Origin of the sequence: Mycolicibacterium brisbanense (assembly GCF_001570425.1) — a bacterium.
Taxonomy (GTDB): domain Bacteria; phylum Actinomycetota; class Actinomycetes; order Mycobacteriales; family Mycobacteriaceae; genus Mycobacterium; species Mycobacterium brisbanense.
In genome coordinates, this window is the sequence record NZ_BCSX01000040.1 from 141,581 (window position 1) to 167,232 (window position 25,652).

26 protein-coding genes and 1 pseudogene are annotated in these 25,652 nt (G+C 67.6%); 9 read left to right on the plus strand and 18 right to left on the minus strand.

Features of this window, described 5'->3' with window-relative positions; all coding sequences use genetic code 11:
- Nucleotides 1–11: 11 nt before the first annotated feature.
- Both RMCB_RS23290 and RMCB_RS23295 read left to right on the plus strand, forming a co-directional pair.
- Nucleotides 12–3,164 (plus strand): bifunctional cytochrome P450/NADPH--P450 reductase, encoded by a 3,153-nt coding sequence (locus RMCB_RS23290; RefSeq protein ID WP_062830666.1) that lies wholly within the window; start codon nucleotides 12–14, stop codon nucleotides 3,162–3,164.
- A gap of 66 nt (nucleotides 3,165–3,230) precedes the next feature.
- Nucleotides 3,231–4,052, plus strand: a complete 822-nt coding sequence (locus RMCB_RS23295; RefSeq protein ID WP_201028339.1) for an MBL fold metallo-hydrolase — start codon at nucleotides 3,231–3,233, stop codon at nucleotides 4,050–4,052.
- A gap of 32 nt (nucleotides 4,053–4,084) precedes the next feature.
- On the opposite strand, the gene RMCB_RS23300 is transcribed toward RMCB_RS23295, so the two are convergent.
- The 4 genes from RMCB_RS23300 to RMCB_RS23315 are packed head-to-tail and all read right to left on the minus strand — an operon-like array spanning nucleotide 4,085 to nucleotide 6,776.
- Nucleotides 4,085–4,411 (minus strand): hypothetical protein, encoded by a 327-nt coding sequence (locus RMCB_RS23300; protein ID WP_062830667.1) that lies wholly within the window; start codon nucleotides 4,409–4,411, stop codon nucleotides 4,085–4,087.
- 19 nt (nucleotides 4,412–4,430) lie between these two features.
- The gene (locus RMCB_RS23305; RefSeq protein ID WP_062830668.1) at nucleotides 4,431–4,946 is read right to left on the minus strand and encodes a DUF1697 domain-containing protein; all 516 of its coding nucleotides are present in this window, start codon (nucleotides 4,944–4,946) and stop codon (nucleotides 4,431–4,433) included.
- Nucleotides 4,947–4,950: 4 nt separating this feature from the next.
- The gene (locus tag RMCB_RS23310; protein WP_407662139.1) at nucleotides 4,951–5,907 is read right to left on the minus strand and encodes an alpha/beta hydrolase family protein; all 957 of its coding nucleotides are present in this window, start codon (nucleotides 5,905–5,907) and stop codon (nucleotides 4,951–4,953) included.
- 47 nt (nucleotides 5,908–5,954) lie between these two features.
- Nucleotides 5,955–6,776 (minus strand): class I SAM-dependent methyltransferase, encoded by an 822-nt coding sequence (locus RMCB_RS23315; protein WP_062830669.1) that lies wholly within the window; start codon nucleotides 6,774–6,776, stop codon nucleotides 5,955–5,957.
- A 31-nt stretch (nucleotides 6,777–6,807) separates the two neighbouring features.
- On the opposite strand from RMCB_RS23315, the gene RMCB_RS23320 reads away from it, so the two are divergent.
- Nucleotides 6,808–7,251 (plus strand): PPOX class F420-dependent oxidoreductase, encoded by a 444-nt coding sequence (locus RMCB_RS23320; RefSeq protein ID WP_029366812.1) that lies wholly within the window; start codon nucleotides 6,808–6,810, stop codon nucleotides 7,249–7,251.
- A gap of 17 nt (nucleotides 7,252–7,268) precedes the next feature.
- Nucleotides 7,269–7,439 carry a DUF5302 domain-containing protein gene (locus RMCB_RS23325; RefSeq protein WP_109784387.1) on the plus strand — a complete coding sequence of 57 codons (171 nt, stop codon included), beginning with the start codon at nucleotides 7,269–7,271 and terminating at the stop codon, nucleotides 7,437–7,439.
- A gap of 9 nt (nucleotides 7,440–7,448) precedes the next feature.
- Here the strand turns inward: RMCB_RS23325 and RMCB_RS23330 are convergent, their stop codons facing one another.
- Nucleotides 7,449–8,141, minus strand: a complete 693-nt coding sequence (locus RMCB_RS23330; RefSeq protein ID WP_165606313.1) for a TetR/AcrR family transcriptional regulator — start codon at nucleotides 8,139–8,141, stop codon at nucleotides 7,449–7,451.
- 182 nt (nucleotides 8,142–8,323) lie between these two features.
- Between RMCB_RS23330 and RMCB_RS23335 the strand changes: the two genes are divergently transcribed.
- Both RMCB_RS23335 and RMCB_RS23340 read left to right on the plus strand, forming a co-directional pair.
- Nucleotides 8,324–9,742: an APC family permease gene (locus RMCB_RS23335; RefSeq protein WP_062830671.1), complete on the plus strand. Its 1,419-nt coding sequence runs from the start codon at nucleotides 8,324–8,326 to the stop codon at nucleotides 9,740–9,742.
- Nucleotides 9,742–11,178, plus strand: coding sequence for a serine hydrolase domain-containing protein (locus tag RMCB_RS23340; protein ID WP_062830672.1), 1,437 nt, complete (start codon nucleotides 9,742–9,744; stop codon nucleotides 11,176–11,178). Before RMCB_RS23335 ends, RMCB_RS23340 begins: the two co-directional genes overlap by 1 nt.
- A gap of 8 nt (nucleotides 11,179–11,186) precedes the next feature.
- Here RMCB_RS23340 and RMCB_RS23345 read toward each other — a convergent pair whose 3' ends face one another.
- The 9 genes and pseudogenes from RMCB_RS23345 to RMCB_RS23385 form a co-directional block, all read right to left on the minus strand.
- On the minus strand, nucleotides 11,187–12,515 hold the full coding sequence (locus tag RMCB_RS23345) for an acyltransferase family protein (RefSeq protein WP_062830673.1): 1,329 nt from the start codon (nucleotides 12,513–12,515) through the stop codon (nucleotides 11,187–11,189).
- A gap of 35 nt (nucleotides 12,516–12,550) precedes the next feature.
- On the minus strand, nucleotides 12,551–13,774 hold the full coding sequence (locus RMCB_RS23350) for an MFS transporter (RefSeq protein WP_062830674.1): 1,224 nt from the start codon (nucleotides 13,772–13,774) through the stop codon (nucleotides 12,551–12,553).
- Nucleotides 13,775–13,842: 68 nt separating this feature from the next.
- A complete protein-coding gene (locus RMCB_RS23355) occupies nucleotides 13,843–15,474 on the minus strand; it encodes a monocarboxylic acid transporter (RefSeq protein WP_062830675.1) in 1,632 nt (543 codons plus the stop codon).
- Entirely contained in the window at nucleotides 15,471–15,818 is a 348-nt protein-coding gene (locus tag RMCB_RS23360) for a DUF485 domain-containing protein (RefSeq protein ID WP_029366475.1), read from the minus strand. The genes RMCB_RS23355 and RMCB_RS23360 overlap by 4 nt, the downstream gene beginning before the upstream one ends.
- 226 nt (nucleotides 15,819–16,044) lie before the next feature.
- Nucleotides 16,045–17,775: a sodium/solute symporter gene (locus RMCB_RS23365; RefSeq protein WP_062830676.1), complete on the minus strand. Its 1,731-nt coding sequence runs from the start codon at nucleotides 17,773–17,775 to the stop codon at nucleotides 16,045–16,047.
- The gene (locus RMCB_RS23370) at nucleotides 17,772–18,083 is read right to left on the minus strand and encodes a hypothetical protein (protein ID WP_109784388.1); all 312 of its coding nucleotides are present in this window, start codon (nucleotides 18,081–18,083) and stop codon (nucleotides 17,772–17,774) included. The genes RMCB_RS23365 and RMCB_RS23370 overlap by 4 nt, the downstream gene beginning before the upstream one ends.
- Before the next feature lie 73 nt (nucleotides 18,084–18,156).
- Nucleotides 18,157–18,936 (minus strand): LytR/AlgR family response regulator transcription factor, encoded by a 780-nt coding sequence (locus RMCB_RS23375; RefSeq protein ID WP_062830678.1) that lies wholly within the window; start codon nucleotides 18,934–18,936, stop codon nucleotides 18,157–18,159.
- Complete coding sequence (locus RMCB_RS23380; protein ID WP_062830679.1) at nucleotides 18,933–20,114, minus strand: sensor histidine kinase; 1,182 nt, start codon at nucleotides 20,112–20,114, stop codon at nucleotides 18,933–18,935. The genes RMCB_RS23375 and RMCB_RS23380 overlap by 4 nt, the downstream gene beginning before the upstream one ends.
- Before the next feature lie 34 nt (nucleotides 20,115–20,148).
- Nucleotides 20,149–20,451: pseudogene (locus RMCB_RS23385) on the minus strand (DUF732 domain-containing protein).
- Between the two features lie 98 nt (nucleotides 20,452–20,549).
- Here RMCB_RS23385 and RMCB_RS23390 point away from each other — a divergent pair.
- Nucleotides 20,550–21,128: an HhH-GPD-type base excision DNA repair protein gene (locus tag RMCB_RS23390; RefSeq protein WP_062830680.1), complete on the plus strand. Its 579-nt coding sequence runs from the start codon at nucleotides 20,550–20,552 to the stop codon at nucleotides 21,126–21,128.
- Between the two features lie 95 nt (nucleotides 21,129–21,223).
- Here RMCB_RS23390 and RMCB_RS23395 read toward each other — a convergent pair whose 3' ends face one another.
- Nucleotides 21,224–21,877, minus strand: coding sequence for a nitroreductase family protein (locus tag RMCB_RS23395; protein WP_029366484.1), 654 nt, complete (start codon nucleotides 21,875–21,877; stop codon nucleotides 21,224–21,226).
- A gap of 35 nt (nucleotides 21,878–21,912) precedes the next feature.
- Between RMCB_RS23395 and RMCB_RS23400 the strand changes: the two genes are divergently transcribed.
- Nucleotides 21,913–22,062: a DUF1059 domain-containing protein gene (locus RMCB_RS23400; protein WP_063827611.1), complete on the plus strand. Its 150-nt coding sequence runs from the start codon at nucleotides 21,913–21,915 to the stop codon at nucleotides 22,060–22,062.
- A gap of 87 nt (nucleotides 22,063–22,149) precedes the next feature.
- Here RMCB_RS23400 and RMCB_RS23405 read toward each other — a convergent pair whose 3' ends face one another.
- Nucleotides 22,150–23,232, minus strand: a complete 1,083-nt coding sequence (locus tag RMCB_RS23405; protein WP_029366485.1) for an Rv1157c family protein — start codon at nucleotides 23,230–23,232, stop codon at nucleotides 22,150–22,152.
- 43 nt (nucleotides 23,233–23,275) lie between these two features.
- Nucleotides 23,276–23,935 (minus strand): hypothetical protein, encoded by a 660-nt coding sequence (locus tag RMCB_RS23410; protein WP_029366486.1) that lies wholly within the window; start codon nucleotides 23,933–23,935, stop codon nucleotides 23,276–23,278.
- Between the two features lie 276 nt (nucleotides 23,936–24,211).
- Between RMCB_RS23410 and RMCB_RS23415 the strand changes: the two genes are divergently transcribed.
- Nucleotides 24,212–25,405 carry a mannosyltransferase gene (locus RMCB_RS23415; protein ID WP_062830681.1) on the plus strand — a complete coding sequence of 398 codons (1,194 nt, stop codon included), beginning with the start codon at nucleotides 24,212–24,214 and terminating at the stop codon, nucleotides 25,403–25,405.
- Here RMCB_RS23415 and RMCB_RS23420 read toward each other — a convergent pair.
- Nucleotides 25,350–25,634, minus strand: a complete 285-nt coding sequence (locus RMCB_RS23420; RefSeq protein ID WP_062830682.1) for a 4a-hydroxytetrahydrobiopterin dehydratase — start codon at nucleotides 25,632–25,634, stop codon at nucleotides 25,350–25,352. The genes RMCB_RS23415 and RMCB_RS23420 overlap by 56 nt on opposite strands.
- Nucleotides 25,635–25,652: the final 18 nt, after the last annotated feature.

The following is a 25,652-nucleotide window of genomic DNA, read 5'->3' on the forward strand; positions in this document are numbered from 1 at the left end:
GCTCGGCGCACATGGAGATGTTCTCGCCGGCGCTGCCACCGGACATCGACGACGTGCCCTCGGCCGTCGGCGCCGAACTGCCACCGGGACCAGTGCCCGGTCGGCCCTACGCGCTGCCCGCGGATGTACTCGCCGAGCAGTACGGACCACTGTTCTACGCGGACTTCACCGGCAGCCGACGGCTGTACGCGTGCTCGCTGGCGCTGGTCGACGAACTCTGCGACGAGAGCCGGTTCACCAAGGGCATCACCGATCGACTCGACCGCTTCCGAACCCTCGTCGAAAACGGGCTGTTCACGTCGTATCCCGGTGAAAATGGTTGGCAGCAGGCGCATGACGTCCTGATCCCAGGTTTCAGCTTCAGCGGGCTGCGCAGCTACCACCCGGCCATGCTGGACATCAACCGTCAGCTGCTCGCGCAATGGGACGCGGCCGCGGGGCGGCGCGCCGTCGACGTCGCGGGAGATCTCGCCAAACTCGCCATGGACACCGTCGGCCTCGCCGGATTCGGCGCGCGGTTCGACTCCTACCACCACGACGGGCTCGCCGATATCCCGGCGAGCTTCGCGGCCGCCCTGGCCCAGATCCTCGCCCCGGGCGGTGGCGACCGGACGGTCTTCGCCGCGGAGCGCGACAAGCTCTACGCCTTCATCGACGACCTCATCGCCGGGCACCGCGCGGGGGCAGTTGACCTGGACGATCTGCTGGCGCTCATGCTCGAACCGGACGCCGACGGTCGGCCGCGTCTCGACCACGACGCCGTCCGCAACCAGATCCTGACCTTCCTCATCGCCGGGCAGGACACCACCTCGACGCTGATGCCGACGGCGATGTACAGCATCGTCAAGCACCCCGCGGTGCTGCACCAGGCGTGTCGCGAGGTGGACGCGCTGTTCGGTCCCGATGACGACCATGTGCCGGCATTCGACGAGATCGGCAAACTCACCTACATCCGCCAGATCGTCGACGAAACGTTGCGGCTGTCCCCACCGGTCCGCGAGATCGACCGGATGGCCTTGGCGGACACCGTCATCGGGGGCCGTTATCCGATACCCAAGGGCACCGTTGTCACCATCACCACCTCGGCACTGCACCGCCAGCCCGAGTGGGGGGACAACGTCGACACCTTCGATCCGGACCGGTTCGGTGCCGAGCAGGCGGCCGGGCGGCCGGTGAACCTGTTCAAGCCCTTCGGCACCGGAGCCCGGTCCTGTATCGGTCGGCAGTTCGCGTTGCACGAGGCCACGATGGCGTTGGCGACCCTGCTGCACCGGTACCGCTTCCTCGACGTCGACCATTACCAGCTGCGTACCCACAGCGACCTGCTGCGCAAACCGGTCGGATTTCGTCTTGAGTTGGCGCGCCGGACGCCGGCAGATCGCCGGCACGCAGGTCCCGCCGCGCCGTCGGCGCCCGCGGAACGGCCCCGCGCGGTGGCTGCGCCGGGTTCGAAAGTGACTGTGCTGCATGGGTCCAACCTCGGAAACTGCCGGGCCTTGGCGCAGCAGTTGGCCGACGAGGCCACCGATCTCGGGTATCGGACGACCGTGGCCGCGCTCGACACGGCAGCCGGCGCACTGCCCGGCGAGGGGGCACTGGTGGTGGTCGCCGCGTCGTACAACGGCCAGCCCACCGACGACGCGCGGCGCTTTGTCGAGTGGCTCGATGACGCGGGCACGCCGGCGCAACCGGCCATTCCGTATGCCGTTCTCGGTGTCGGAGATCGCAACTGGGCCGAGACCTACCAGTCCGTCCCGAAGCGTATCGACGAGCGTTTGGCGGAACTTATTGGTCCACCGGTGATTCCGCGTGGCGAGGCGGACACGTCAGGTGACTTTGCCGGCACTGTCGAGGACTTCTCGGCGGCGCTGTGGCAAGCGCTCGCGCCCGCATCGGATACCGCAGCGCTCGACGCCGCCGACAACTCCGAACTGCTCTACGAGCTGCGCGCCATCGACGGGCCGGTCACCTCGGCGATCGACGCGCGCTTCGAGGTGCAACCGGCGACCGTGCTCGACAACGTGGCGCTGGTGGACGTCGATGACGGCGACATGGGAAATGGCAAGCGGCTCATCCGGATTGCGCTGCCCGACGGCGTCGAATACCACACTGGTGACCACGTGACAGTGCTGCCCGACAACAGCCCCGAGGTGGTGCAGGAGGTCGCCGAACTGCTGGAGTTGCGGCTCGACCGCCGCATCTCGGTCAATCCGCGACGCAGCACCCGGCGCGCCATCGCCATCGACCGCGAAGTCAGCGTGCGCGAATTGCTCACCCATTTCATCGAGCTGCGCAAGGCCGCCAGCCGCAGCCAGCTGCTGAAGCTGGCCATGGCCAACCCGTGCCCGCCCGAGCGCGCGGCCCTGGCCGAACTCGCCGAGAACCCAGAGGACCGAGCGCTGAGCGTCACCGAGTGCCTGGCCGAGTTCCCGGCCACCGAGCTGTCGCGTGCCGAGCTGCTCGAGTTGTTCGAGCCGATGGGAACCCGGCACTATTCAATCGCCTCGTCAGCGCGCCGGTCGGCGCGGGAGGTCGAGTTGGTGGTCAGCGTGCTGGAGGGCCCGGCACGCTCCGGGTACGGCGTGTTTCGCGGCGTCTCCTCGAGCTACCTCGCCGATGCCGCACCGGGACAACAGATTCGGATGCGAGTCGACTCCGCGCGTAAAGCGTTCCGGGCCGGTGCCGAACCGGCGAAGAACGTCATCATGGTCGGCGCCGGAACAGGCGTCGCCCCGTTCCGCGGCTTCATCGGAGACCGGCTGGCAGCGCAGGCGGCAGGCGAGCCCTTCACCTCGGCGCTGTGCTTCTTCGGGGTCCGGCACCCGGACGTCGACTACCTTTTCCGCGACGAGTTCGAAGCGGCCGAACAAGCCGGCGTCGTGCGCATGCGCCCGGCATTCTCGCGGCGGCCCGAAGACGAGATCCGGTACGTACAGGACCGTATCGCCGCCGATGCCGAGGAAGTGTGGGCGATGCTGGGTGACCCGGGCGCGGACGCACACATCTACGTATGCGGGGACGGCGCCCGGATGGCTCCCGCCGTGCGCGGTGCTTTCCGCGACATCTACCGTCGTTTCACCGGGGCCGACGAGGAAACCGCCGCACATTGGCTTGCCGACCTGGTGAACACCGATCGCTACGTCGAAGACGTGTGGGCGCAGTGACGATTCCGGCTTAGCGATGCCGGACACGGGCGGAATATGCTGCTGCCCATCAGTGTTCGGTGTGCTGTGTCCTGTGCAGCTGGCCCATCGCCTGTCAGTGTCGGTGACCTCACCGTCATCCCTCTCGTCGACGGTGTGGGGGTCGAGGTCGCCCGCGACATCCTGTCCCGGCCGGGCACGCCCGATGCGTGGTCCTGCTATGAACATCACCTCGGCGAGTCGGGGACCATCGACCTGCCCGTGGGTGGCTTCCTGATCCAGGCCGGCGATCAACTGGTCCTGGTCGACGCCGGAGTCGGCGACTTCGACAACGGCGCATATACCGGAGGGAGCTTGCCGACTGCGCTGCGCACCAACGGCTTCACCGCCGACGATGTCACCGACGTGGTATTCACACACCTACATTTCGACCACATCGGCTGGGCCAGCCATCGGGGACACCCATTTTTCCGCAACGCCACGTACCGGGTGCATCGAGCGGATTGGGATCACTTCGTGTCGACGTCCAACGCAGACGAGCACACGCTGCAAACGCTGACTCCGATCGAACCCCAACTGGAGTTCTTCGACGGAGACACACCGATAGCCCCGGGCGTGGACGGAATCTTCACCCCGGGACACACACCGGGCACAACGATAGTCGTGGTCTCATCACGGGGAGCACGCGCGCTCCTACTCGGTGATGTCGTCCACTCGATTGTTCAGTTCTCAGAACGAGACTGGGAAGTCGTATGGGACACCGACCCCGTGGCCGCCTCCGCTGCCCGCAACCGCATCGCGGACGAGATCGCCGACTCCGCCGACATTGTCGTCGCCGCGCATCTTCCCGGAATGAGATTTGGACGCGTCGTCACGACCGGTGGGCCACGGCGGTTTGTCGGCCTGTAGCCGGCGATGGGCTGATTGCAGGGCTCTGCGGCCTAGTGAGCGACCGCGACAGCAACGATCGCCAGCAGTAGCAGCGCGAGGTAAACGGCTGTCTCGCTGGCTATCCCGTATCTGATCCGGCACGCGACGGCGAGGGCGGCGCTGACGACGATCCAGCCGAGCGCGACGTATCCGAGTCCCGCGGCGACCTGCGTGACGAACGCGTCTTCGGTCGCTGCCATGTCGAGCCGGTTGTGCTCGATGAAGAGTCGGCACATCTGTGCGATCACCGAGAAGCTGATGCTGATCCCGGCGGCGACGTCCGCTATCCACCAGGCGGTTCGGCGGGCCGCTCTCAGGGCGTCCTCTCCATCGGTCACTGCTCGATCCTCTCGACTCTCACCGCAGCACTTTCTCCACGGTGCGCAGGTTGCGCGTGGTGGTCGATGACTTGTACCGCTTCTTGCCCATGGTCTTGCCGATGGTGCTGTCGAGGGTGGCGTTGCGGGCCACCTGCCAGTACAGCACGCCGTCGCCGCGCTGCATCTTCTCCTCGGGCCCCGGTTCGAGGGCCGCGAGTTCGTCGAGCAAATCGGGATCGCTGACGAACGTGATGTACGAGTGGTGGCCTTCGACTTCCCGCTCGAACGGGTAGTTGTCCGACACCGCGCGCAGCTCGTCGACGTCGTACACCAGCACCCAGGCCTCGTAGCCGAAGGCGTCGCGCAGCGCCCGCTCGGCGGCGGACCGGATGGCCTTGGCGCCGGATCTACTGTCCAGCAACACATTTCCGCTGGCGAGGATGGTCTTGACGTTGTCGAAGCCCGCGTCGGTGAAGGTCTTGGCCACCTCGGCCATCTTGAGGTTCACCCCGCCGACGTTGACGCCGCGCAGAAAGACCACATATCGGGGCATGGGCTTACTCCTTGAGCAGGGTGGCCAGTTCCGCCTGTGACGTCGTGGTGATGACGTGCAGGACGTGCTGGTAGTTGGGGGAGCGCGTCGACACGATCGAGGTGTGCGTGTCGCCGTGCAGCAACTCGACCGCGGCCCGCCCGCCGCGCCGCTTGACTGCGGCGACGTAACGCTCGGAGTTGGCGGGGGCGACGACCGTGTCGCGCGTCCCGTGCAGTGCGATCACCGGAACCGTCGGATCGATGTTCTGGATCGGGTCGACGGATGCGTAGCGGTCCGGAACCTCAGTGGGGCGCCCGCCGAGCACCGTGACGATGTGGTCGTCACCGTGGTTGGCGGCGTACACCATGTCGAGCGGCCCGGCCAGCGAGATGACCCGCGTCGGACGGAAAACCGGCCGGGAGCCCTCTTCGTTGGCCTTGAGGTTTTTGCGGGTGCTTGCCCATACCGCGAGTTGAGCCCCTGCGCTGTGGCCGACGACCAGTTCGTCGTCGGTGGTCAGCTGGGGATATTTGCGGTCGACCTCGATGATGTTGTCCAGAGCGTGCGCCACGTCGCGGAAGGTGTTCGGCCACCCGCCGCCTGAGCCGATCCGGCGGTATTCGACGTTGTAGACCGCGAAACCGCGGCCCGCGAGTTCGCGGGCCAGGCCCTCGAATACGTTGGCGCCGAGGGTGCTTTGCCAGGCGCCGCCGTGGATGAGCACCACCAGCGGGATGCTGTCGACCCGCTGCGGGCCTGCGGGCAGGTACAGGTCGGCCCAGTTCTGGCCGGTGTCGGCGGCGGACCCGGGTCGCTCGTCGACGGGGTACCAGAACCGTTCGACCGTGATCTCGGCGAGGCTGACCAGTTCGGGCGCGGGGGCCAGGGCCTTCGGCGCGACCGGACGCTCCGCACACGACGGCGCTATCGTCACCGCCAACACCGCGCCGAATACGGCGGCCAGTTCCCTCCGACGCAATGCCCTCTCCCTTTGCCTGACACCATATTCGGCGCGGGCGGTCGGGGCTAGGCGAATTCCAGAAGCGTGATGCTGGGCCGCGCCCGGTGGAACGCGCCGACCCGGTCCAGCGGCGGCCACGCGGTCACCTTGAACAAGCCGCGTCCAGGCGGCAGCGCGATGTCGTGGGCCGCGCGGACGCCGGGAATGCGCTCGGCCAGGGCCTGGCCTTCGTCGGCGGTCATCCCGAACGGCATCGGTGGCGCGACATATCGGTTGGACAGCCGCAGACCTTTGACGGTCCGGCGGCTGAACCAGTGCGGGACCGAATCGAACATGAACCGGCCACCCGGAAACCGCGCGGCACAGTCGGTGATCAGGTCGATGACGTCGTCGGCCTGCAGGTACATCAAGAGGCCCTCGGCCGTGATGAACACCCCGTGCGACGCGTCGACGCGGTCCATCCAGCTGCGGTCCAGCGCCGATTGGGCCAGGGCCACGATGCGCTCGTCGGCGGGCAGCAGCTGTTCGCGCAACGCCATGACCGGTGGCAGATCGACGGAGTACCAAGTCAATTCGTCGGCAAGGCCGGCCTGTGCCAGCCGCCAGAAGCTGGTCTGCAGGCCTTCGGCCAGCGCGACCACCGCGGCCCGTGGGTGGGTCGACAAGTAGTCGCTTGCCGCGGCGTCGAACGCGCGGGCCCGCAACCCGTGGGACTGGTTGGGCCTGCCGAACTTGAGGTAGTCGTAGTCGATGGCGTCGAGCAGGGTGACCGCCCATGGGTCCCTGATCACGCCGTCGGAGCGCTTGGCCTCAGTGCCGCGGTTGTGCAGGGTCCACAGCGTGGTGGCCGAGACCCCGTCGAGGATATTGCCGTCAATCACAGTCATCGAGTCGATAGTAAGGACGTACGCTCGGTTTATGGGGCGCCACGTATTCGACGACAAGCTCTTGGCACTGATCAGTGGCAACTCGCTGGGCGTGTTGGCCACGATCAAACAGGACGGGCGGCCGCAGCTGTCCAACGTGTCGTACTACTTCGACCCCCGTGCGGTGGCCCTTGAGGTGTCGATCACCGAACCGCGGGCCAAGACGCGTAACCTGCGCCGCGACCCGCGGGCGTCGATCCATGTCAGTTCCGACGACGGCTGGGCGTACGCCGTCGCCGAGGGTGACGCGATCCTCACTCCACCCGCGGCGTCGCCCGACGACGACACCGTCGAGGCGCTGATCGCGTTGTATCGCAATATCGCCGGGGAACACCCGGACTGGGACGACTACCGGCGGGCCATGGTCGACGACCGGCGCGTGAAGCTGACCCTGCCCATCTCACACCTGTACGGAATGCCGCCTGGCCTCCGCTGATTGGCTAGGCTGGCGCCATGGCGGAGACACCGGAAGCAGACGACACCAAGGCCAAGTTCCGGGAGGCGCTGGAACGTAAGAAGGCCCAGGCAACCGGCGGATCGGCGCACAAGGACGGCGGCAACAAGCAGCCCCGTGCGCACGGCCCCGTGGAGAACCGCAGGGAGTTCCGCCGCAAGAGCGGTTAGCGTTGCGCGTCAAACACGTTGCTGGGCAACGTGTTGACCGCGTTTTTCGATGGCGTCGAGTAGAACTTCGACACTGAACTCGAAGACCTCGGCGGTATCCGGGTAGATCGTCGGGGCCACGGTCGCCGACGCCGGGAATCGGCGCGGGTCCAGCGCGGCGTACTGGCGGCGCTGCTCGTCACGCAGGTCGATGTCGGTGAGCCACGGAGACAGAGCCGCGACCAGACCGTTTCCCACCGTGTGGTTATAGATGGTCTGGTGGTACAGGCCCAGCTCGTCCGTACTGACGCCGGCTCGGATGAGCTCGCGGACAGTCCATTCGGTGAGGTGGAAGAGCTGCGGCTCATCGTCGGGTTGACCGGCCATGGCTGCGGCCAGGCCCTCGTGCCGACGATAGATCTGCCACCACTGGATCATCAGCTTGCGCAGGTTGTCACGCCAGTGTCCTTGCGGATCCGGTTCATCGACTTCGATCCGGAACAGCTCGTCGATGAGCGCGGAAATCAGCTCGGCTTTGTCCCGGAAATGCCGGTACATCGCGGTGGCGTCGACGCCGAGTTCGTTCCCGAGCCGCCGGAGGGTTAGCGCGCTGAGGCCGTCGCGGTCGCAGATCTCCTGCGCCGCTCGCAGGATCACCTGACGATCCAACCGAATGGCATCACTGCGGGTGTGCGATGCCCGTGCGCGTCGGTTGCTGTCCACGCCGCCCAGCATCGCACGTGCGGCCCGCGTCGATGCGCAAGCCGCGTCAACACTGCGGACAACACCGTTGTCATCGCTGTTGACATCGCCTCGAAATATCGCCAAGATCACACCGTCCGGTTGCATCCGGATCGCCGACAACGTCGGCGCACCCTTCCAGGTGGCCGTGAGAAAGGCGCCGAATGAGCGAATCGAAGCCCGGCAGTCCCAGGGCGTACAAGCAAGAGCTGAAACGCGATCTCAGCTTGTGGGAGAACACGTCACTCGTCGTCTCCGCAACTACTCCGGCCACCGGTGCGTTCATCATCGCTCCGGTGCTGTTCGGGTTGAACGGCACGGGCGCAGCCATCACGTTCTGCATCGCCGCAGTACTGGGCCTGTCGCTGGCCTACTGCTGGGCGGAGTTGGGCGCGGCCTATCCGATCGCCGGCGGCGACTACACCTTCATCGCCCGCATCCTGGGGCGCGCACCCGGTTTCGTCTCGATGTTCATCACCGGACCCGTCCAGGCGGTGCTCATCCCCGCGGTGGTTGCGCTCGGGATGGCGGAGTATCTACGGGTCGTCATCGACGTGAATGCGAACGTTCTCGGCGCCGTGATCATCATCGGCGGTGCCGTGATCGCATTGTTCGGGGTCCGGCTGAACGCAATTACCGTGACCATCCTGCTCGTGGTGGAGATCCTGGCCGTCGTCCTGGTCGCCGTGGCCGGTTTCATCAACGTGCAGCGACCGGTGACCACGCTGCTGCATCCTCAGGTGATCGACGCAAGCGGCGTCGCCAGTCCGCTCACCCTGAGTGCACTGGTCGCAGGCATCGCGGTAGGCAGCTTTGCCTACAACGGCTTTCAGGGCGCACTCATCTTCTCGGAGGAAACCGTCGGCGCCCGCCGCAACGTGGCCCGTGCTGTGTTCATCGCTTTAGGTGTCGCTGTGGCCTGCGAGGTTTTCCCGGTGGCCGCCGCCACCCTCGCCGCCCCGTCATTGGCTGAGCTGTCGAACTCCGGCAATCCCTGGCGGTATGTCCTCACTGCCATCGGCGGCGACACGTTCAACACCGTGATCAGCCTCGGTATCGCGGTCGCCGTGCTGAACGCCGTCATCGCTCTCATGCCGTACTACGCCCGGATCCTGTACAGCACCGGCCGGGACATGGCGTGGCCGGGCCCGATCAGCCGCGCACTCGATGCGGTGCACCCGAAATACGGAACACCGTGGCTGGCAACGATTTTGGTCGGGATCGGCGGGGCCGTGATGATCCTGTCCTCGGATGTCGCGACCCTGACCACATGGACGGGAGCCCTGCTGGCGGTTGAGTTCATCCTTGTTGCGGCGTCCGCCCTGGTGAGTCGGCTCCGCAACCCCGGCCTCGACCGTCCCTACCGAATGCCGCTGTGGCCGCTATGGCCCGTCGTCGCGATCATCATGTCCATTGCCGTGCTGAGCCAGCAGGTCCGCGCCGACCTCGTCGTCGCCGGGGCGTGTGTTTTGCTCGCCCTCGTCTACTACGTCTTCTATCTACGGCCACGGGGTGAGACCCACTTCCTGATGCTTGCGCCGCCCGACGAGGATCGCCGCGAGTCGGCAGCGGAAAGAGCGTGATGAACATCGACTTCACCGTCGCAGATGACATCGTCCGGCAGTTCCATGATCGTGGGCACGCCCCCGGCCTGCAGCTATGTGTCCTCTCGGACGGCAGGGTGGTGCATTTCGCAGGCCACGGAGTCACCGATCGCGAAACCGGCGCCGCACCGGCGGCGGATCGGGTCTTTCGCATCGCGTCGATGTCGAAGAGCTTCACCGCGGCCGCGATCCTGCAGTTGCGTGATCACGGCATGCTGGGGCTGGACGATCCGGTGGTCCACCACCTCGCAGGGGCGACGGGACTGAGCGGCCCGACCCTCGACTCGCCGGAAATCACTGTGCGCCACTGCTTGACGATGAGTAGCGGGCTGCCCAGTGACGATCCGTGGGCTGACCGGCAGGAGGAGATGACCCAGGCCGAGTTCGATGATCTGCTGAGCCGGCCGGTGGGACGGGCCTGCGCCGCGGGCACCGCGTTCGCGTATTCCAACCTCGGATACGCCATCCTCGGCCGCGTCGTGGAAGCGATCATCGACCGGCCGTTCGTCGATCACGTGACAAGTGAACTCCTGCGACCGTTGGGCTTGGGGGAGACCACCTACGACTACCGCACGGTGCCGGCTGGGCGTCTGGCACGGGGATATCGGCCGACCCCGACCGGGCAGTGGGAGGCGCAGAAGTTCACCGCGCCAGGGAGTTTCTCCGCCATCGGGGGTCTGCTGAGCACCGTGAACGACATCGCGAGGTGGACCGCCTGGCTCGCAGACGCCTTCCCTCCGCGTGACGGTGCCGGTGATGGCGTGCTCGCCCGGGCCTCTCGACGGGAGATGCAGCAACCGCACCGCCTGCTGCCGTTCGCCGTCGCCGAGGGCCCGAACCGGTTGACAAGCAAGGGCTTTGCCTGGGGACTGTCCGGCTACGGCTATGGCTTGTTCGTGGAGATCGACCCGGACCTAGGGGCGATCAGCCAACACCTGGGCGGGTATCCCGGTTTCGGTTCGTACATGGGCTGGCATCAAGACAGCGGTCTTGGTGTGGTGGCATTCGCCAACGGTACGTACGCGCCGGTCGCAGCACCCGCCCGGGCTGTGCTCGGTGCTCTGCTGCGCCAGCGGCGATGCGGCCCGGCCGAAGTTCGGCCCACGGAATATCTGCGGTCGGTCGTCCCGCTGGTGGAACGCGTTATCGCGGACCCGTCCACCCTTCAGGAATCGGTATTCGCCGACAACGTGCTCCTCGACATCCCGCTGGCCGAGCGGATCGCCGTCATCACCGCTGCCCGGCACGCGCTCGGCGAGCGGGATGGCCAGACCGAACTGGAGCTCCGCTCGCCGACCGAGGCGATCTGCCGTATGCCGGGCACGCGCGGGCGGCTTGACGTCACGGTCGCGTTCGCCCCAACGGACCCGCCGCGCATCCATACCTTCGCCGTGGAATCCGTGCGCACCGGTTAAGGCCGGCGTCACCGAGCACTACGCGGTGTTGCCAGCCAGCGGGCAGCGGCCAGCGCGGCCAGCATCACCGCGACGCAGTACAGGCCCTGGTCCTTGAGCCCCCACGCGACGGAGGTGAGGGTGGCGGCACCCGCTGTGCAGAGCAGCAAACCGACTGTGGCGCTGCGGATTCCACGGTGGCCGACCGATCCGCCGTCCCACAGCGGCAGCGGCGAGTTCTCCAGCGGCCGCAGCGCGACGAACGCCATCGCCACCACCGCGGCCATGAGCACCAGCTGCAGCACGGACAACGCGACGAAGCCGGGGGAAGCCGGGTCGTACCGGTCGAAGCCCAGGTAGTCGAACACCAGGTGCATGCCCAGCAGCAGCGGCATGTGCCACAGGTACAGCGTCATCGCGCCGGAGTTGCCGATGGCGGCCAGCCACCACACCCGCGGTCGCCGCGCCCACCGGGCGATCGCGGGCGCCGCGGCAATTGCGAACGCGCACATCATGATCGCGTGCCCGGCCAGCAGCAGCGACGGCGGCGTCATGTTCTTCAGATGCTGGCTCTCGATGCCGACCAGGCTCAATTCATAAGGGCCGAAGACCAGCAGCGCCAGGTTCACACCGAGCATGCCGATGCCGATCGTCAGCGCTGACCGGCCGGGCAGCAGGTTGCGGCGGTAGGCAACGCCGAACATGCCGGGGATCAGCCACACCACGGTGTTGAGATAGCCCAGCGTGGCGTAGCCGTGGACGTTGATCCGGATCGCGTCGATCACGGCGATGAACACATAGGTACCGATCACGGCGGTGGCCAGCTGTGCCGTCGTGGTGATCCGGGACAGCAGTGGCACTGCGGCGAGCACCAGGACGTAGGCGCCGAGGAACCAGAGCAGCTGAATGGAGATACCGGCGACCGGCTCGTACACGTGCACCGGAAGCACGAAGCGCAGCACCGTCAGCGTCACGCCCCAGAACGCGAGGTAATAGAACACCGGCCGGTACAACCGGGTGCAGCGCTTCAGCAACCAGCCGCCCCACGGCTGCCCGGGCCGCCACGACCCGACCGATGCCGCGACCCCGGCGAAGAAGAACAACGGCATGATCTGGAACACCCAGGTGAGCGCCTGGAACACGGTCGAGGCCGTGAGCAGGTTGCTCCAGATGAAGACATCGTCACGGATGGTGCTGGTGGCCATGACGGTGTGCCCGAACACCACGCCCACCAGGGACACGATGCGGATGACGTCGATGGCCCGGTCACGGCCGGCCGGGGTGGCCGCCTCGACTTCGGCGGGGCTAGGGAACAGCGATGCGGCTCTGGCGGCCGGTGTCGCGACAGCACTGGTCATGGCAGTAACGCTAAGGGCGTGACGGCCGCGCCGATCTAGGTAATTGCACTCAATTCAGCCTCGCGGGCCTGCCGGGATTCCTGCCACAGGATGGCTGCCAGACAGATGACGGCAAGCACGCCGATCGCGATGGCGAACGCCACGCCCGCGGTCCGCAGACCCCAGACGCGGGCTGCCAGACCCTCGCCGACCACGGGCAGCGAGATGGCCACATAGGCGACGACGAAGTAGGTGGAACTGACCTCGGCGCGCCGTTCGGGTGGCGTCAGCTCGGCGACCGCGGCCAGCCCGCGGCTGAAGCTGATGCCCTGCCCGACGCCCGCCACCACAGCCGCGACGATCAGTCCGAACAACGACGAAAAGTACAGCGCGACAGCCAGAACGGCCATGCCCGCCGCGAGGATCGCGCAGCCGATCGCAACCGCGCGTTGCGGCGGGATGAGCGTCGCGGCGATCTGCGCGACGGCGGATGCCGCGAAGATCGAGCACGCGATGGCACCCGCGATCGCGTGGTTGTCGATGCCGACGACATTGGCGAGAAACGACGGCGCCACCGCGGTATAGAGACCGGTGACGGCGAAACCTGCGAACGCCGCCAGTGCCGCGATGACGAACACTGCGCGCACCTCGGCTGGAACGGACAGGCGCTGCACACCGATGCTGCCGCTGCGTTCCGAGGTCTCGGGAACGACCAGAACGGCGATGCCCGCGATGACGGCGAGCACGATATGGATCAGGAACGGCAGCTGCAGCGGATGCGGTGCGTACTGCACCAGCAGGCCTGCCAGCAGCGGGCCTGCTCCGAGCCCGCCGATGTTGGCAACCGTCGCAATCGTGGCGGCACGCGTGTGCCAGCGCGGCGGTGCGGCCTCGATGACGGCGGCGGTGGCGGTGCCGGTGAACAGACCCGCCGACAAGCCGGACAGCACCCGGCCGATCAGCAGCACCGGCACCGAGTCGGCGACCAGGAACACCACGGCGCTGGCCAGAGCAGCAATTACCCCGGCCAGCAACATCGGTCGTCGGCCCACCGCGTCGGACCACCGTCCGAACACCAGCAGCGCGAACAGCACGCCGCCCGCGTAGGTCGCATAGATGACCGTCGTGGTGAGCACCGCGAAATGCATACGCTCGCCGTAGAGGGCATACATCGGGGTGGGCAGCGTCGTGCCGATCATGATGGCCGCGAACGCATAGGCGAGCAGGCCGAACGCGAATGCGGAACGGTTACGTGGCTCGGTACGGCGGGAGTCGGACATGCGCCAGTTCAACGTTGCCGAGGCGGTTCGCCATCCCCGAATCGGGCTCGGGGATGGCGAAAGGCACCTCAGTGTGCGATGGCCTTCTCGGCACCGACGCCGGTCAGCGACCGCACCTCCATCTCGGCATTGAGTTCGGGATTGCCGCGGTCGGACGAGGTCAGCGTGCCGACGACGCCCAGCAGGAACGCCAGCGGGATGGACACGATGCCGGGGTTGGCCAGTGGGAACCACGCGAAGTCCAAGTTGGGGAACATGGCTTTCGGAGTACCCGATACGGCCGGGGAGAACACGATCAGCACGATGGTCGACACCAGCCCGCCGTACATGCTCCACAGCGCGCCGCGGGTGTTGAACCGGCGCCAGTACAGCGAGTAGACGATGGTCGGCAGGTTGGCGGCGGCCGCGACGGCGAACGCCAGCGCGACCAGGAACGCGATGTTCTGCCCGTTGGCCAGGATGCCCAGCACGATCGCGAACACGCCCAGGACCACCGCCGTGATCCGGGAGACCCGCACCTGTTCTTCTTCGGTCACCTTGTGGGACTTGAGTACCGAGGCATACACGTCGTGGGCGAACGACGCCGACGCGGTGATGGTCAGCCCGGCGACCACGGCCAGGATGGTCGCGAAGGCCACCGCGGAGATGATGCCGAGCAGCACCACGCCACCCAGCTCGAGGGCCAGCAGCGGGGCCGCGGAGTTCTCCTTGCCCGCGGCCGACAGGATGCGGTCGGGACCGACGATGGCCGCCGCGCCATACCCCAACACCAGGGTGAACAGGTAGAACGCCCCGATCAGCGAGATGGCCCAGACGACGGAGCGGCGTGCCTCCTTGGCGGTGGGAACGGTGTAGAAGCGCATCAACACGTGCGGCAGGCCCGCGGTACCCAGCACCAGCGCCAGGCCCAGCGACAGGAAGTTGATCTTGGACGTGGTCGACCCGCCGTACTGTGCGCCGGGGGCCAGAACGTCTCGGTTGGCGACACCTTTGGTGGTGGCATCGGAGATCGCGGACTGCGCCGAGCCCAGGATTTCGGAGAAGTTCAGCCCGAACCTTGCCAGCACCATGAACGTCATCAGCGCAGCACCCGTGATCAGCAGCACGGCTTTGATGATCTGCACCCATGTGGTGCCCTTCATGCCGCCGACCAGCACATAGATGATCATCAGCACGCCCACCACGGCGATCACGAGGGACTGCCCGGTCTTGCTGTGCACGTTGAGCAGCAGCGCGACCAGGCCGCCGGCACCGGCCATCTGGGCCAGCAGATAGAACAGCGACACCGTCAGCGTCGTGGTGGCCGCGGCCAGCCGCACCGGGCGCTGCTTGAGCCGGAAGCTCAGCACGTCGGCCATGGTGAATCGGCCGGTGTTGCGCAGCAGTTCGGCGACCAGCAGCAGCGCCACGAGCCACGCCACGAGGAAGCCGATGGAGTAGAGGAAACCGTCGTAGCCGTAGACGGCGATGGCCCCGGCGATACCGAGGAAGCTGGCCGCCGACAGGTAATCCCCGGCGATTGCGATGCCGTTCTGCGGGCCGGAGAAGGCCCGCCCGCCGGTGAAGAACTGGTCGGCGGAGCGGTTGTTGCCGCTGGCCCTGATCACCACGAACATCGTGATGACGACGAAGGCGCCGAAGATCGCGATGTTGGCGATCGGGTTGCCGACCGCATCCGCCGCTGCCGTGAGCGTGGTCACTGGTCTTCGCCTTCCAGTTCGGCGCGGATCGCCGCGGCCCGGGGGTCGAGCTCGCGGTTGGCGAACCGGACATAGACGCCCGTGATGACGAACGTCGTGACGAACTGGCCCAGACCCAAGAGCAGCCCGACGTTGACGTTGCCGAACACCTTGGTCGCCATGAAGTCGTGTGCGAAGGCGCCCAGTACGACGTAGAGGCCGTACCAGAGCAGGAAGAACGCCGTCATCGGGAAGACGAACCGGCGCAGCTTGCTGCGGAGCTCCTGGAACTCCGGACTGGCCTGGGTGGCGAGGAATTGTGCGCCGCTGGGCGCGACGCGTGGCGGAAGGTCGGTTTCGGGCACCAGGGCTCCTTGAGGTTGTCTGTGAGGCAGCTGGGAATCGAACCTAGATGAGATGTGAGTCACAATCGAGGCGATACGCCGAAGCCGGGTGTCGGTGCGCCGAGTGGTCGGTCGGCCACGGTGAGCGGTGCGTCCCCCTCTCCCGCCGAGCAGACACGCGGGTACGCGACACGCTGCGGTTGGCGGACCGCGATGTCTGCTCGGCAGGAAAATCAGCCTGGAGAAATCAGCCCCGCGGCACGCGCTCGACGCCCATGCCGAGGCGTTCGGGCACATGCATGCGGGCGAAGATCTGCGCGACGTTCGGCGTGGCCCGCGTGAAACGGCTGACCACGACCATCGTCAGGAACGCCAATGGCACGCTGACGGCGGCGGGGTAGCCCACCATGACGGCCGGCCAGCCACCCAGCACGTCCTCGTCGACGCCGCCGGCGATGGCCACCGTCACCGCGCCGCCGCACACGCCGCCGCCCACCACCAGCCCGCATGCGGCGCCGGTCACCGTCAGCCCGCGCCACCAGATGCCGAGTACCAGCAGCGGGCACAGCGTCGACGCCGCGACCGCGAAGGCCAGGCCGACGCTGCGGGAGAGCTCCAGTCCGGACACCACCAGCGACAACGGGATCGGGATCAGCCCGCCGATCACCGCGGCCACCCGGAAGTCCCGCACCCGCCCGCGCAACACATCGGTGGCCAGCGCGCCGGCGATGCTGACCAGAAGTCCCGACGACGTGGCCAGGAAGGCCGCGATGGCCCCGGCCGCCACCAGGGCCGCCAGCAGCTGTCCACCGACGCCACCGATCGCGGCGCCGGGCGCCAGCAGCACCGCCGCGTCGGCGGTACCCGTGATGAGCAGCTGCGGAACATACAGCCGGGCGAACACGCCCAGCAGCGTCGGGAACAGATAGAACAGCCACAGCAGCGCGACCACCGCAAGCGCGGTACGCCGGGCCGCCCGGCCGTCGGGGTTGGTGTAGAAGCGCACGAGCACATGCGGCAGGCCCATGGTCCCGAGGAACGTGGCGACGATGATCGACACCACCTGGTAGAGCGGATGACCGCCACCGAGCCCGCCGCCGGAGGCGATCCATTCGGTGCCGGTGCTCGGGGCGCCTGCCACCACCGGGGTCGCGGTGCCTGCGGCCAGGGTGAGCGTGGTGCCGGCGCCGACGGTGTGCTCGCCTGCGTGCCCGATCGCGACGGCCTCGACGGGCCTGCCGTCCAGCGTGCCCGTCACGGTGATGCCTGCCGGTTCGGCGACGTGCACCACGACATCGGTGTCGACGGCAACGGTCGTCTGCTGATGCACGGTCGGCGGCAACGGGCCGCCGAGTTCGCCACCACCGCCGACGAACAACCCCAGCAGGGCCAGCGCCGGGACGGCGATCGCGGTCAGCTTCAGCCAGTACTGGAAGGCCTGCACGAACGTGATCGAGCGCATGCCACCCGCCACCACGTTCGCGATCACGATCGTGCCGACCAGCAGTGGCCCGACCCAGACAGGAACTCCCAGTAGGGTTTTCAGAGCGAGACCGGCGCCCTGGTATTGCGGCGCCAGGTAGAACACGCAGATCACCACCACCACGAGCATGGCCAGCTTGCGCAAACGTGCTGAGCCGAGCCGGAATTCGGCGAAGTCTGGCACGGTGTACGCGCCGGAGCGGCGCAGCGGCGCCGCGACGAACAGGAGTAGGCCCAGATAGCCCGCGGTGAAACCGACCGGATACCACAGGGCGTCGGCACCGTATTTGGCGATCAACCCGGCCACACCGAGAAACGATGCCGCCGAAAGGTATTCACCCGATATGGCGGCGGCATTCCACTGTGGGCCGATGCTGCGGGAGGCCACCAGGAAGTCGGAAGTGGTGCGCGACAACCGCACTCCGTAGGTACCGATGGCGACGGTGGCGACGGCCGCAGCCAGCAGCGCGGCGGCGGTGAGCGGCGAGCCGGTCATGGTTCGCTGTCGACGACGCGGACGAAATCACGTTCGGCCTGTTCGGCCAGCCGCACGTAGAGCCGCCCGATGCTGTACAACAGGGGATAGGCCAGGCCCGCCAGGATCAGCCAGTTGAGGCGAATGCCGAACACGCTGTGCGCGGTCAACTCTGGGACCGCCGCGGTGATCACCAGCAGTGCCACCGCGACGGCCACCACCACCGCGGCCAGTCGCAACGCCAGCCCGAGCTGGGCTCGCACCAGGCCGCGCACCAGTGCGTCACCGACCTGGGTCTGCTCCTGCACCTCGACGCGGGTGCGCACCATGCGCGCACCGCGGCGGTGGGCGAGTACGACGCGCTGTCGTGCGCCGGCGGGCCGCCCAGCGGGCCCCGGCCGGTCACTCATCGGCCGGTTTCAGGTTGCGCATCGGGTCGCGTACCACTCGGTCGCGAAGCTCACGGGCCTGGCGGCGACTGACCGGCAGCTCGACCGCGGGCGAGGAGCCGTTGGCGCGCAGCCGGACGAGCACGGCACCGTCGGCAGTGCGCAGCCCGGTGACCATCCGCAGCGATACCAGGTATGACCGGTGGATGCGTTGAAAGCCGTGGTCGCGCCAACGGGTTTCCAATGTGCTCAAGGGTATTCGGACCAGATGTGCGCCCGTCGCCGCATGCAGCCGGGCATAGTCGCCTTCGGCCTCGACCCAGCTGATGCTGTCGCGGCGCACCAGCTGGGTGATCCCTCCGAGCTCGGCCGGGATCACGTCGGAGTCCTGGTCGTCTTGCGATGTCTCAGCGGGTCTGGAGACGACCCCCTCGGCGACGCGTCGCACCGCCTCATCGAGCCGGTTCTGCCGGATCGGTTTGAGCAGATAGTCGACCGCGCCCACGTCGAACGCCGCCACAGCCTTGTCGTCGTGCGCGGTCACGAACACCACCGCCGGCCGGTTCGCGAAATTGGTGAGTACGCCGGCCAGTTCGATTCCCGAGAGCCCCGGCATGTTGATGTCGAGGAACACGGCGTCGATGGGGTGCCGGTTGAGTTCACGCAGGGCCGAGGTGGCGTCGCCCGCGGTGTACACGTCGCCGACGCACGGGTGACGGCCCAGCAGATACGCCAGCTCGTCGAGTGCGGGTGCCTCGTCGTCGACCGCCAGCACCGTCAGCGTGCGGCTCACGCGCGCACACCCGAGCGGAACTTCGGTACCCGCATCATGACCTTCGTGCCTGCCCCGATCGCCGTCTCGACCACCAGACCGTAGTCGTTGCCGAATGCGGCTCGCAGCCGATGGTCGACATTGGTCAGCCCGACGTGCGCGGACTCGTCGACGCGGTGTGCCAACGCATCGCCGGGCCCGGCCCGAAGCGTCTCCGGGTCCATGCCTGCGCCGTCGTCCTCGACGGTGATCACGCAGTCCGAGCCTTCGTCGCGAGCGATGATCTCGATCGATCCACCGCCCTGACCGGCCAGCCCGTGCCGCACCGCGTTCTCCACGAGAGGCTGCAACGCGAGGAACGGCACGACCACGCTGAGAACCTCGGGCGCGACCTGCAGCCGGACGGTCAGCGCGTGGCCGAACCGGGCCCGTTCCAGGGTCAGGTAGCGGTCGATGTTGCGGAGCTCCTCGGCCAGCGTGGTGTACTGGCCGGCCGCGCGGAACGAGTACCGGGTGAAATCGGCGAACTCCAGGATCAATTCGCGGGCCCGGTCGGGATCGGTGCGCACGAACGAGGCGATGGTGTTCAGCGCGTTGTAGATGAAGTGCGGGCTGATCTGGGCGCGCAGTGCGAGCACCTCCGCGCGGTCCAGCCTGGCCCGGGACGCGTCGAGTTCGGCCAGTTCGATCTGGCTGGCGGCGTAGCGGGCGACCTCGCCGACCGCGCCGAGCATGCCGGGACCCGGCGTGGTGCCGGTGACCACGACGAGAGCACCGAGCACCTCACCTCCCTCGGTCAGCAGCGGCTGCGCGACGATCGTCGTGGTCTGGATCCTTCTGAGCACCCTCCGCTGGCCGGTGATCGACTCGGCGGCGATGGCCGTGCAGCTGTCGATCACGTCGGCAGTCCAGACGGGTCCATCGGCCGGGTCCCGCGACAGCGGCGCCCCGTCGCCGTCATAGAGCGCGACTCCGGCGGCCCCGGTGAGCTCACGCAAAAACGGTGCGGCGGTGTGTGCGGATTCGCTGTCGAGGCCGCGGCGCAGGGCCCGCGCTGCCTGGGCGGCGGTGTGCAATGTGGCGTGCACTGCGCGCTCGGTGGGCGTGGCGACCACCCGGCGGGTACGCACGACCACGACCGCCGCGACTGCCGTCAGCATCAGCGCCAACGTCAGCGCTATCGCAACCTCGCCGGACATCGTGCGGCCAACCTTAAACCGGCGAAACCGCCGATCACTGAACCGGGCAGGCGTACTTTCTGGCGACGTCCATCACGCGCTGTTGTGCTCCCGGGCCGATCACCCCTTGTGCGGCCAGCTCCAAACCGATGTATCCGGGGATGCCGCCGATGCAGGCCTAGTGGGCAACGCGCCACGCGGTGTCGGGATTCAGGTGGTAGCCATTGCGATCGAGCCCCTGCATGTACTCGTCGAACGCCGGGGTGCCCTGGTCCGGCACTGCATTGGCGGTGGCGGCCAGGGCAATCGCGGCGAGCACCGCTGCGAATAGAGGTGCAACCACACGTCTCATGTCCATCTCCTATGGGCATATCCACCGGTCAACGCGTACACGTTTGCACACTGCACCGACAGAGACGGCAAAATCCCGGCATCGTCTGGTCTTAAACTGGCGAGGTGGCGAAACTGCAGCTAGTTCAAGACCCGGCCGCCGATGCCCTGCTCGAGGAGAATCCGTTCGCGTTGCTGGTCGGCATGCTGTTGGATCAGCAGATCCCGATGGAGACCGCGTTCGCGGGGCCCAAGAAGATCGCGGACCGTATCGGCGGCGTCGACGCCGTCCAGATCGCCGAGTACGACCCGGAGGCGTTCGTCGCACTGTGCTCCGAAACGCCTGCGATCCACCGGTTTCCGGGGTCGATGGCCAAGCGGGTGCGGGCTCTGGGACAGGCCATCGTCGACGAGTACGACGGTGACGTGACCAAGCTGTGGACCGCGGGCGATCCGGACGGCAAGGAAGTGCTGCGTCGGCTCAAGGCGCTGCCCGGATTCGGCGATCAGAAGGCCCGGATCTTCCTGGCGCTGCTCGGCAAACAGTACGGTGTGACACCGAACGGCTGGCGCGCCGCGGCAGGCGACTACGGCAAGGCAGGCACCCACATGTCGGTGGCCGACGTGGTCGACGCCGGATCGCTGCAGAAGGTGCGCAGCTATAAGAAGGAAATGAAAGCGGCAGCCAAGGCCGCCAAGGCCTGAGCATCGATTTCCCGTTGGCCCTGCGGCTATGGCGCGGAAGCGCGAGCAGGGAGTGCCGTCACCGCAGAGTCAATGCGGACGCCCAGCGGAATGTACTAGAACGGTTCACCGTCGAAGCGCTCGCGGGTGGCGATCTCGGCGACCGGTCTGCGGGTGAGCTTGGTGAACTGACGCACCGGCTTGCCCATGGGCACCACCGCGGCGACCGCGAACTCCTCGGGTATGCCGAGCAGCGCCTTGACGCGCGGCTCCTCGGGCACCGCCATGGTGGTCAACACGCCGCCGAAGCCTTCATTGCGGGCGGCCAGCAGGATGTTCCACACGAACGGGTACACCGACGCGCCGGACACCACGCCGATCCGGTCGAGGTTCTGATCGAGCGCGGCCACCACGCCGAGGTCGACACAGACCACCAGCACCACCGACGCTTCGAGTAGCTGGGTGGCAGGCGGCACCTCGACAGCCGCGATCTCTTCGTCGGACACGCCGGGGGAGTGCAAAGGGTTCCAAGGGTTTTCGCCGTTGCGCTGTTGTGCGATGTAGCGGCGCGCGCCTGTGACGCTGAGATCGGAGAGCGCCTCGCGGGTGTGCCGGTCGCGGATCACCACCACGCGGGTGCCCTGCCGGTTGCCGCCGCTGGGGGCGAACCGGGCGTTGTCCAGTATGCGTTCGAGCACCTCATCGGGCAGTGGTTCGCCGGTGAACTGACGGGTGGCGCCGGTGGTGCGCATGACGTCGTAGATCTCCATGCCTACATCTAACTCATCTATGCGATGGTGTTGATATGGCGAAGACACATCTCAACTGCCCGTGCGGCGAGGCGATCACGGGAACCGACGAGGACGACCTGGTCGAGAAGGCCCAGGCGCATCTTGCCGAGGCACACCCGGGCCGCGAGTACGACCGGGAAATGATTCTCTTTATGGCCTACTGAGGGGTCAAAAGGGGCCAAACAAAATTCCCGGCCGCCAGCAGGTAGCCGGCGACCGGGAATTCCGTTTCCCCATTTTTCGTGATGTTGTCAGGGCACCACCGTCGACCCGATGGTGGGCATGAACTGGCACTGCTTCTCGGTGGTAGAAACCTGCCCGAAGATCGTCGAGATGATGCTGCCCGAGCCGGTGTCGGCGACGGCCGTCAAGGTGGTCGGGCCTTGCGGGTTGATGTCCGAACGCGGCGTGAGGGTCGCGCTGCCCGACTTCCCGGTGGTCAGGTTCACCCAGGTGACGTTCAGCGGCAGCTTCTGCTCGGCTGCGGGGCCCGGCGTGCCGATCGCGGTGAAGACGTAGGCGGTCTGGCCGGGGCCGGGTCCCGGGGTCGGGATCTTCGCCGGACCGGCAACCGAAATCGCCGTCGCCAGAACGTTTCCGCCGTCCTTCAAGCATCCGTTGCTGATTGACGGATACATGAAGTCCTGGGTGACCGGACTGTCCGGCCCGAATCCCGGGGTGGCTGCCGCGGCGGGAGCCGCCGCCGGTGGCGCCGCAGGATCCGCGGGGGCAGGAGCGGGTGCGGGGGCAGGAGCCGGTGCAGGAGGAGCAGCCTCCGGAGCCGGGGCCGGCGGCGGTGCGGCGTCAGGCGCCGGAGCGGGTGCAGCCGCCGGGGCGGGAGCGGGAGCCGGGGCAGCCGCCGGAGCGGGAGCCGGCGCCGGTGCAGCTTCGGGAGCCGGTGCCGGCGCTGCAAGTGGCGCCGCCTGGGCCGGCCCGACGGCATTGGCCGGGTCGATGCCCGTCGGCAGGTGTGCCTCGGGACCCGCGCCCGCGCCCGGCACGTGGGCCGCCGGCGCCGCTGCTGCCGGTGCCGCTGCGGCAGGCTCGGCGACGAAATGGTTGACCGCTGTCGCGACGTTGCGGGAGTCGTCGGGTGCCGACTTGTTCGCCGCGAACGCCTGCGCCGCCGCCATCAGCAGTTGTGCGGCACCCGCCGGGTCGGCGGCGGCCTGCTGGATGACGGGGCTCAGGCTCTGTATCGCCGACAGCCCGGGCGCCTGTGCACCGTCGATCGGCAGTGGCGCTGGATCAGCGTGGGCGATCCCGCTGCCGAGCAGCACGACGGCCGACGCTGTGATTGCAGCAGCGGTGGCGAACAACGTTTTCGGTGACATGGCTCTCCCTAGGGCGTGTCGGACGGTCAGACCGGGTCGGTGATCAGGGCAGGCCGGCGGTCAAGAGCGGTGCCAGAGCCATCGGCGAGATCGCCGGAGCGGCCGCGGCCGGCGCGGCAGCCACCGGGGCCAGCGCCGGCGCGGTGGCGGTTGCCGCGTGCGCCGCCGCCGGTGCCACATTGGCCACCGAGCTGGCGGCGGGCATCAGCCCGGCCAGGTCACCCGGGATGCTGACCTTCTGGGGCAGCGGGATCGGCATGCCCGGCACCTGCGGGATGTTGATGTCGGCCGACGGAATCAGCGGGTTGGCGGGGGTTGCGGCCGGCGCCGCCGCCGGTGCGGCGGGTGCCGTCAGCGGAGACGGGAGCAGCGGCGAGGTCAGCGGCGACGTGGCGGCCGGTGCGGTGGCGGGCGCGGTGCCCGGCATCTGGGGCAGCGTCACCGACGCGGTCGCTGCGGGGGCCGGAGCAGGCGCCTGCGCGGCGGGGGCTCCTCCGGTGAGTGTCGACGTCACGCCCTGCAGCAGCTGCGGGGCAAGGGCCGGCACGCTCGCCAGCTCGTTGACGATCGGCAGGTTCGGCACTGCGGGCGCCGGCGCCGGAGCCGGATCGGCGGCCGCAGTGGCGCTGAGCGCCAACGCGACCGGGACCGCGCCCGCCGCGGCGATCATGCTGGTGGAAAGTGCTTTCCAGGTGAGCTTCATGGTTCTCCCAATCGGTTGACTGCACGTCTGTGCCCGAAACTATCGAGTTACTGGTGTTACTCAAGTGACACGTGTGGCGGTTATTCAACCGTTACGGCAGTGACTGGAATCGGTTATCGGAGCCGACGCGACTGCGCCCGGCAAACGCGGACGGGAGGAGCGCACCACCGCGGGGGTTGCCGTGCGCCGTCACGCTGCCCTGCCTCAGAAGGGGTGAACGCTAGAGTCAGGGCGGTAGACACGACACCTGACACAACCGAACCGGCCGCATCGAGCATGCGGCTGTACCGCTACGCGTGGTTACTGCTGGCGCTCAGCGTCGCGGCCCGCCTGGCCTTCTCCTACCTGGTGCCCAACGGCACAAACCTCGTCGACCTGCACGTCTATCTCGGCGGTGCGGCGTCGCTCGACCATCCCGGCACGCTCTACCAGTACACGTACGGCGACAAGACACCCGACTTCCTGCTGCCGTTCACGTATCCACCGTTCGCCGCGATGGTCTTCTATCCGCTACAGCTGTTGCCGTTCAACCTGGTTGCGTTCTTCTGGCAGATCGGCACCATCGTCGCGCTCTACGGGGTGGTGCGAATCAGCCAGCGAATGCTGGGTCGGTACACCGATCCGCGGCTCGCTCTGCTGTGGACGGCCGTCGGCATCTGGATCGAACCTCTGCGCGGCACGTTCGACTACGGGCAGATCAACGTGATCCTCACGCTCGCGGTGATCTACGCGGTCTATTCCAACCGGTGGTGGGTGTCGGGGCTGCTGGTCGGCTTGGCTGCCGGGGTAAAGCTGATCCCGGCCGTCTCGGGCTTGTACTTCGTCGGCGCGAGACGCTGGGCCACCGTGGCGTTCTCGGCGGTCGTGTTTGTCGGCTCGGTGGTGTTGTCGCTCGTGGTCGTCGGTGAGCAGGCCCGGTACTACTTCACGGATCTGCTCGGCGACGCCCGGCGGGTCGGACCGATCGGAACGGTGTTCAACCAGTCGTGGCGCGGTGGGATATCACGCATCCTGGGCCATGACGCGGGGTACGGCCCGGTGGTGCTGATCGGCATTGCGGTGACTGCCGTGCTGGCGTTGCTCGCATGGCGGGCCATCGGCGGCAGCGACGGCGACCGGCTCGGCGCCATCATCATCGTCAGCCTGTTCGGCCTGCTGCTGTCACCGATCTCGTGGACGCACCACTGGGTGTGGCTGCTCCCGCTGATCATGTGGCTGTTGCATGGTTCGCTGCGGGATCGGCGCGGGGCGCAGATCCTGGGGTGGGGCTGGCTGGTCCTGACGTTGATCGGCGTGCCGTGGCTGCTCAGTTTCGCGCAGCCGACGATCTGGGAGATCAGCCGGCCGTGGTATTTGGCCTGGGCGGGTCTGATCTACATCGTCGCGACGTTGGCGACGCTGGGGTGGATTGCGACTACAGGCCCAGGATCCGGTCGATTTCGCCCGCCATCTCGACGTCCTTCTCCGTGATGCCGCCGGCGGAATGTGTCACTAATGCGAAAGTGACTGTCCGCCAACGGATGTCGATATCGGGATGATGATCCTTCTGTTCGGCGAACTCCGCGACGCGGCGCACCGCGTCAATGCCGTCGAGGAAAGCCGGAAATTTGACCGATCGGCGCAGGGCGCCTGCCGCACGTTCCCAGTTCGGCAGATCGACGAGTGCGGCGTCAACCTGGTCGTTCGTTAACACAGCCATGCCTTCGACCGTATACCG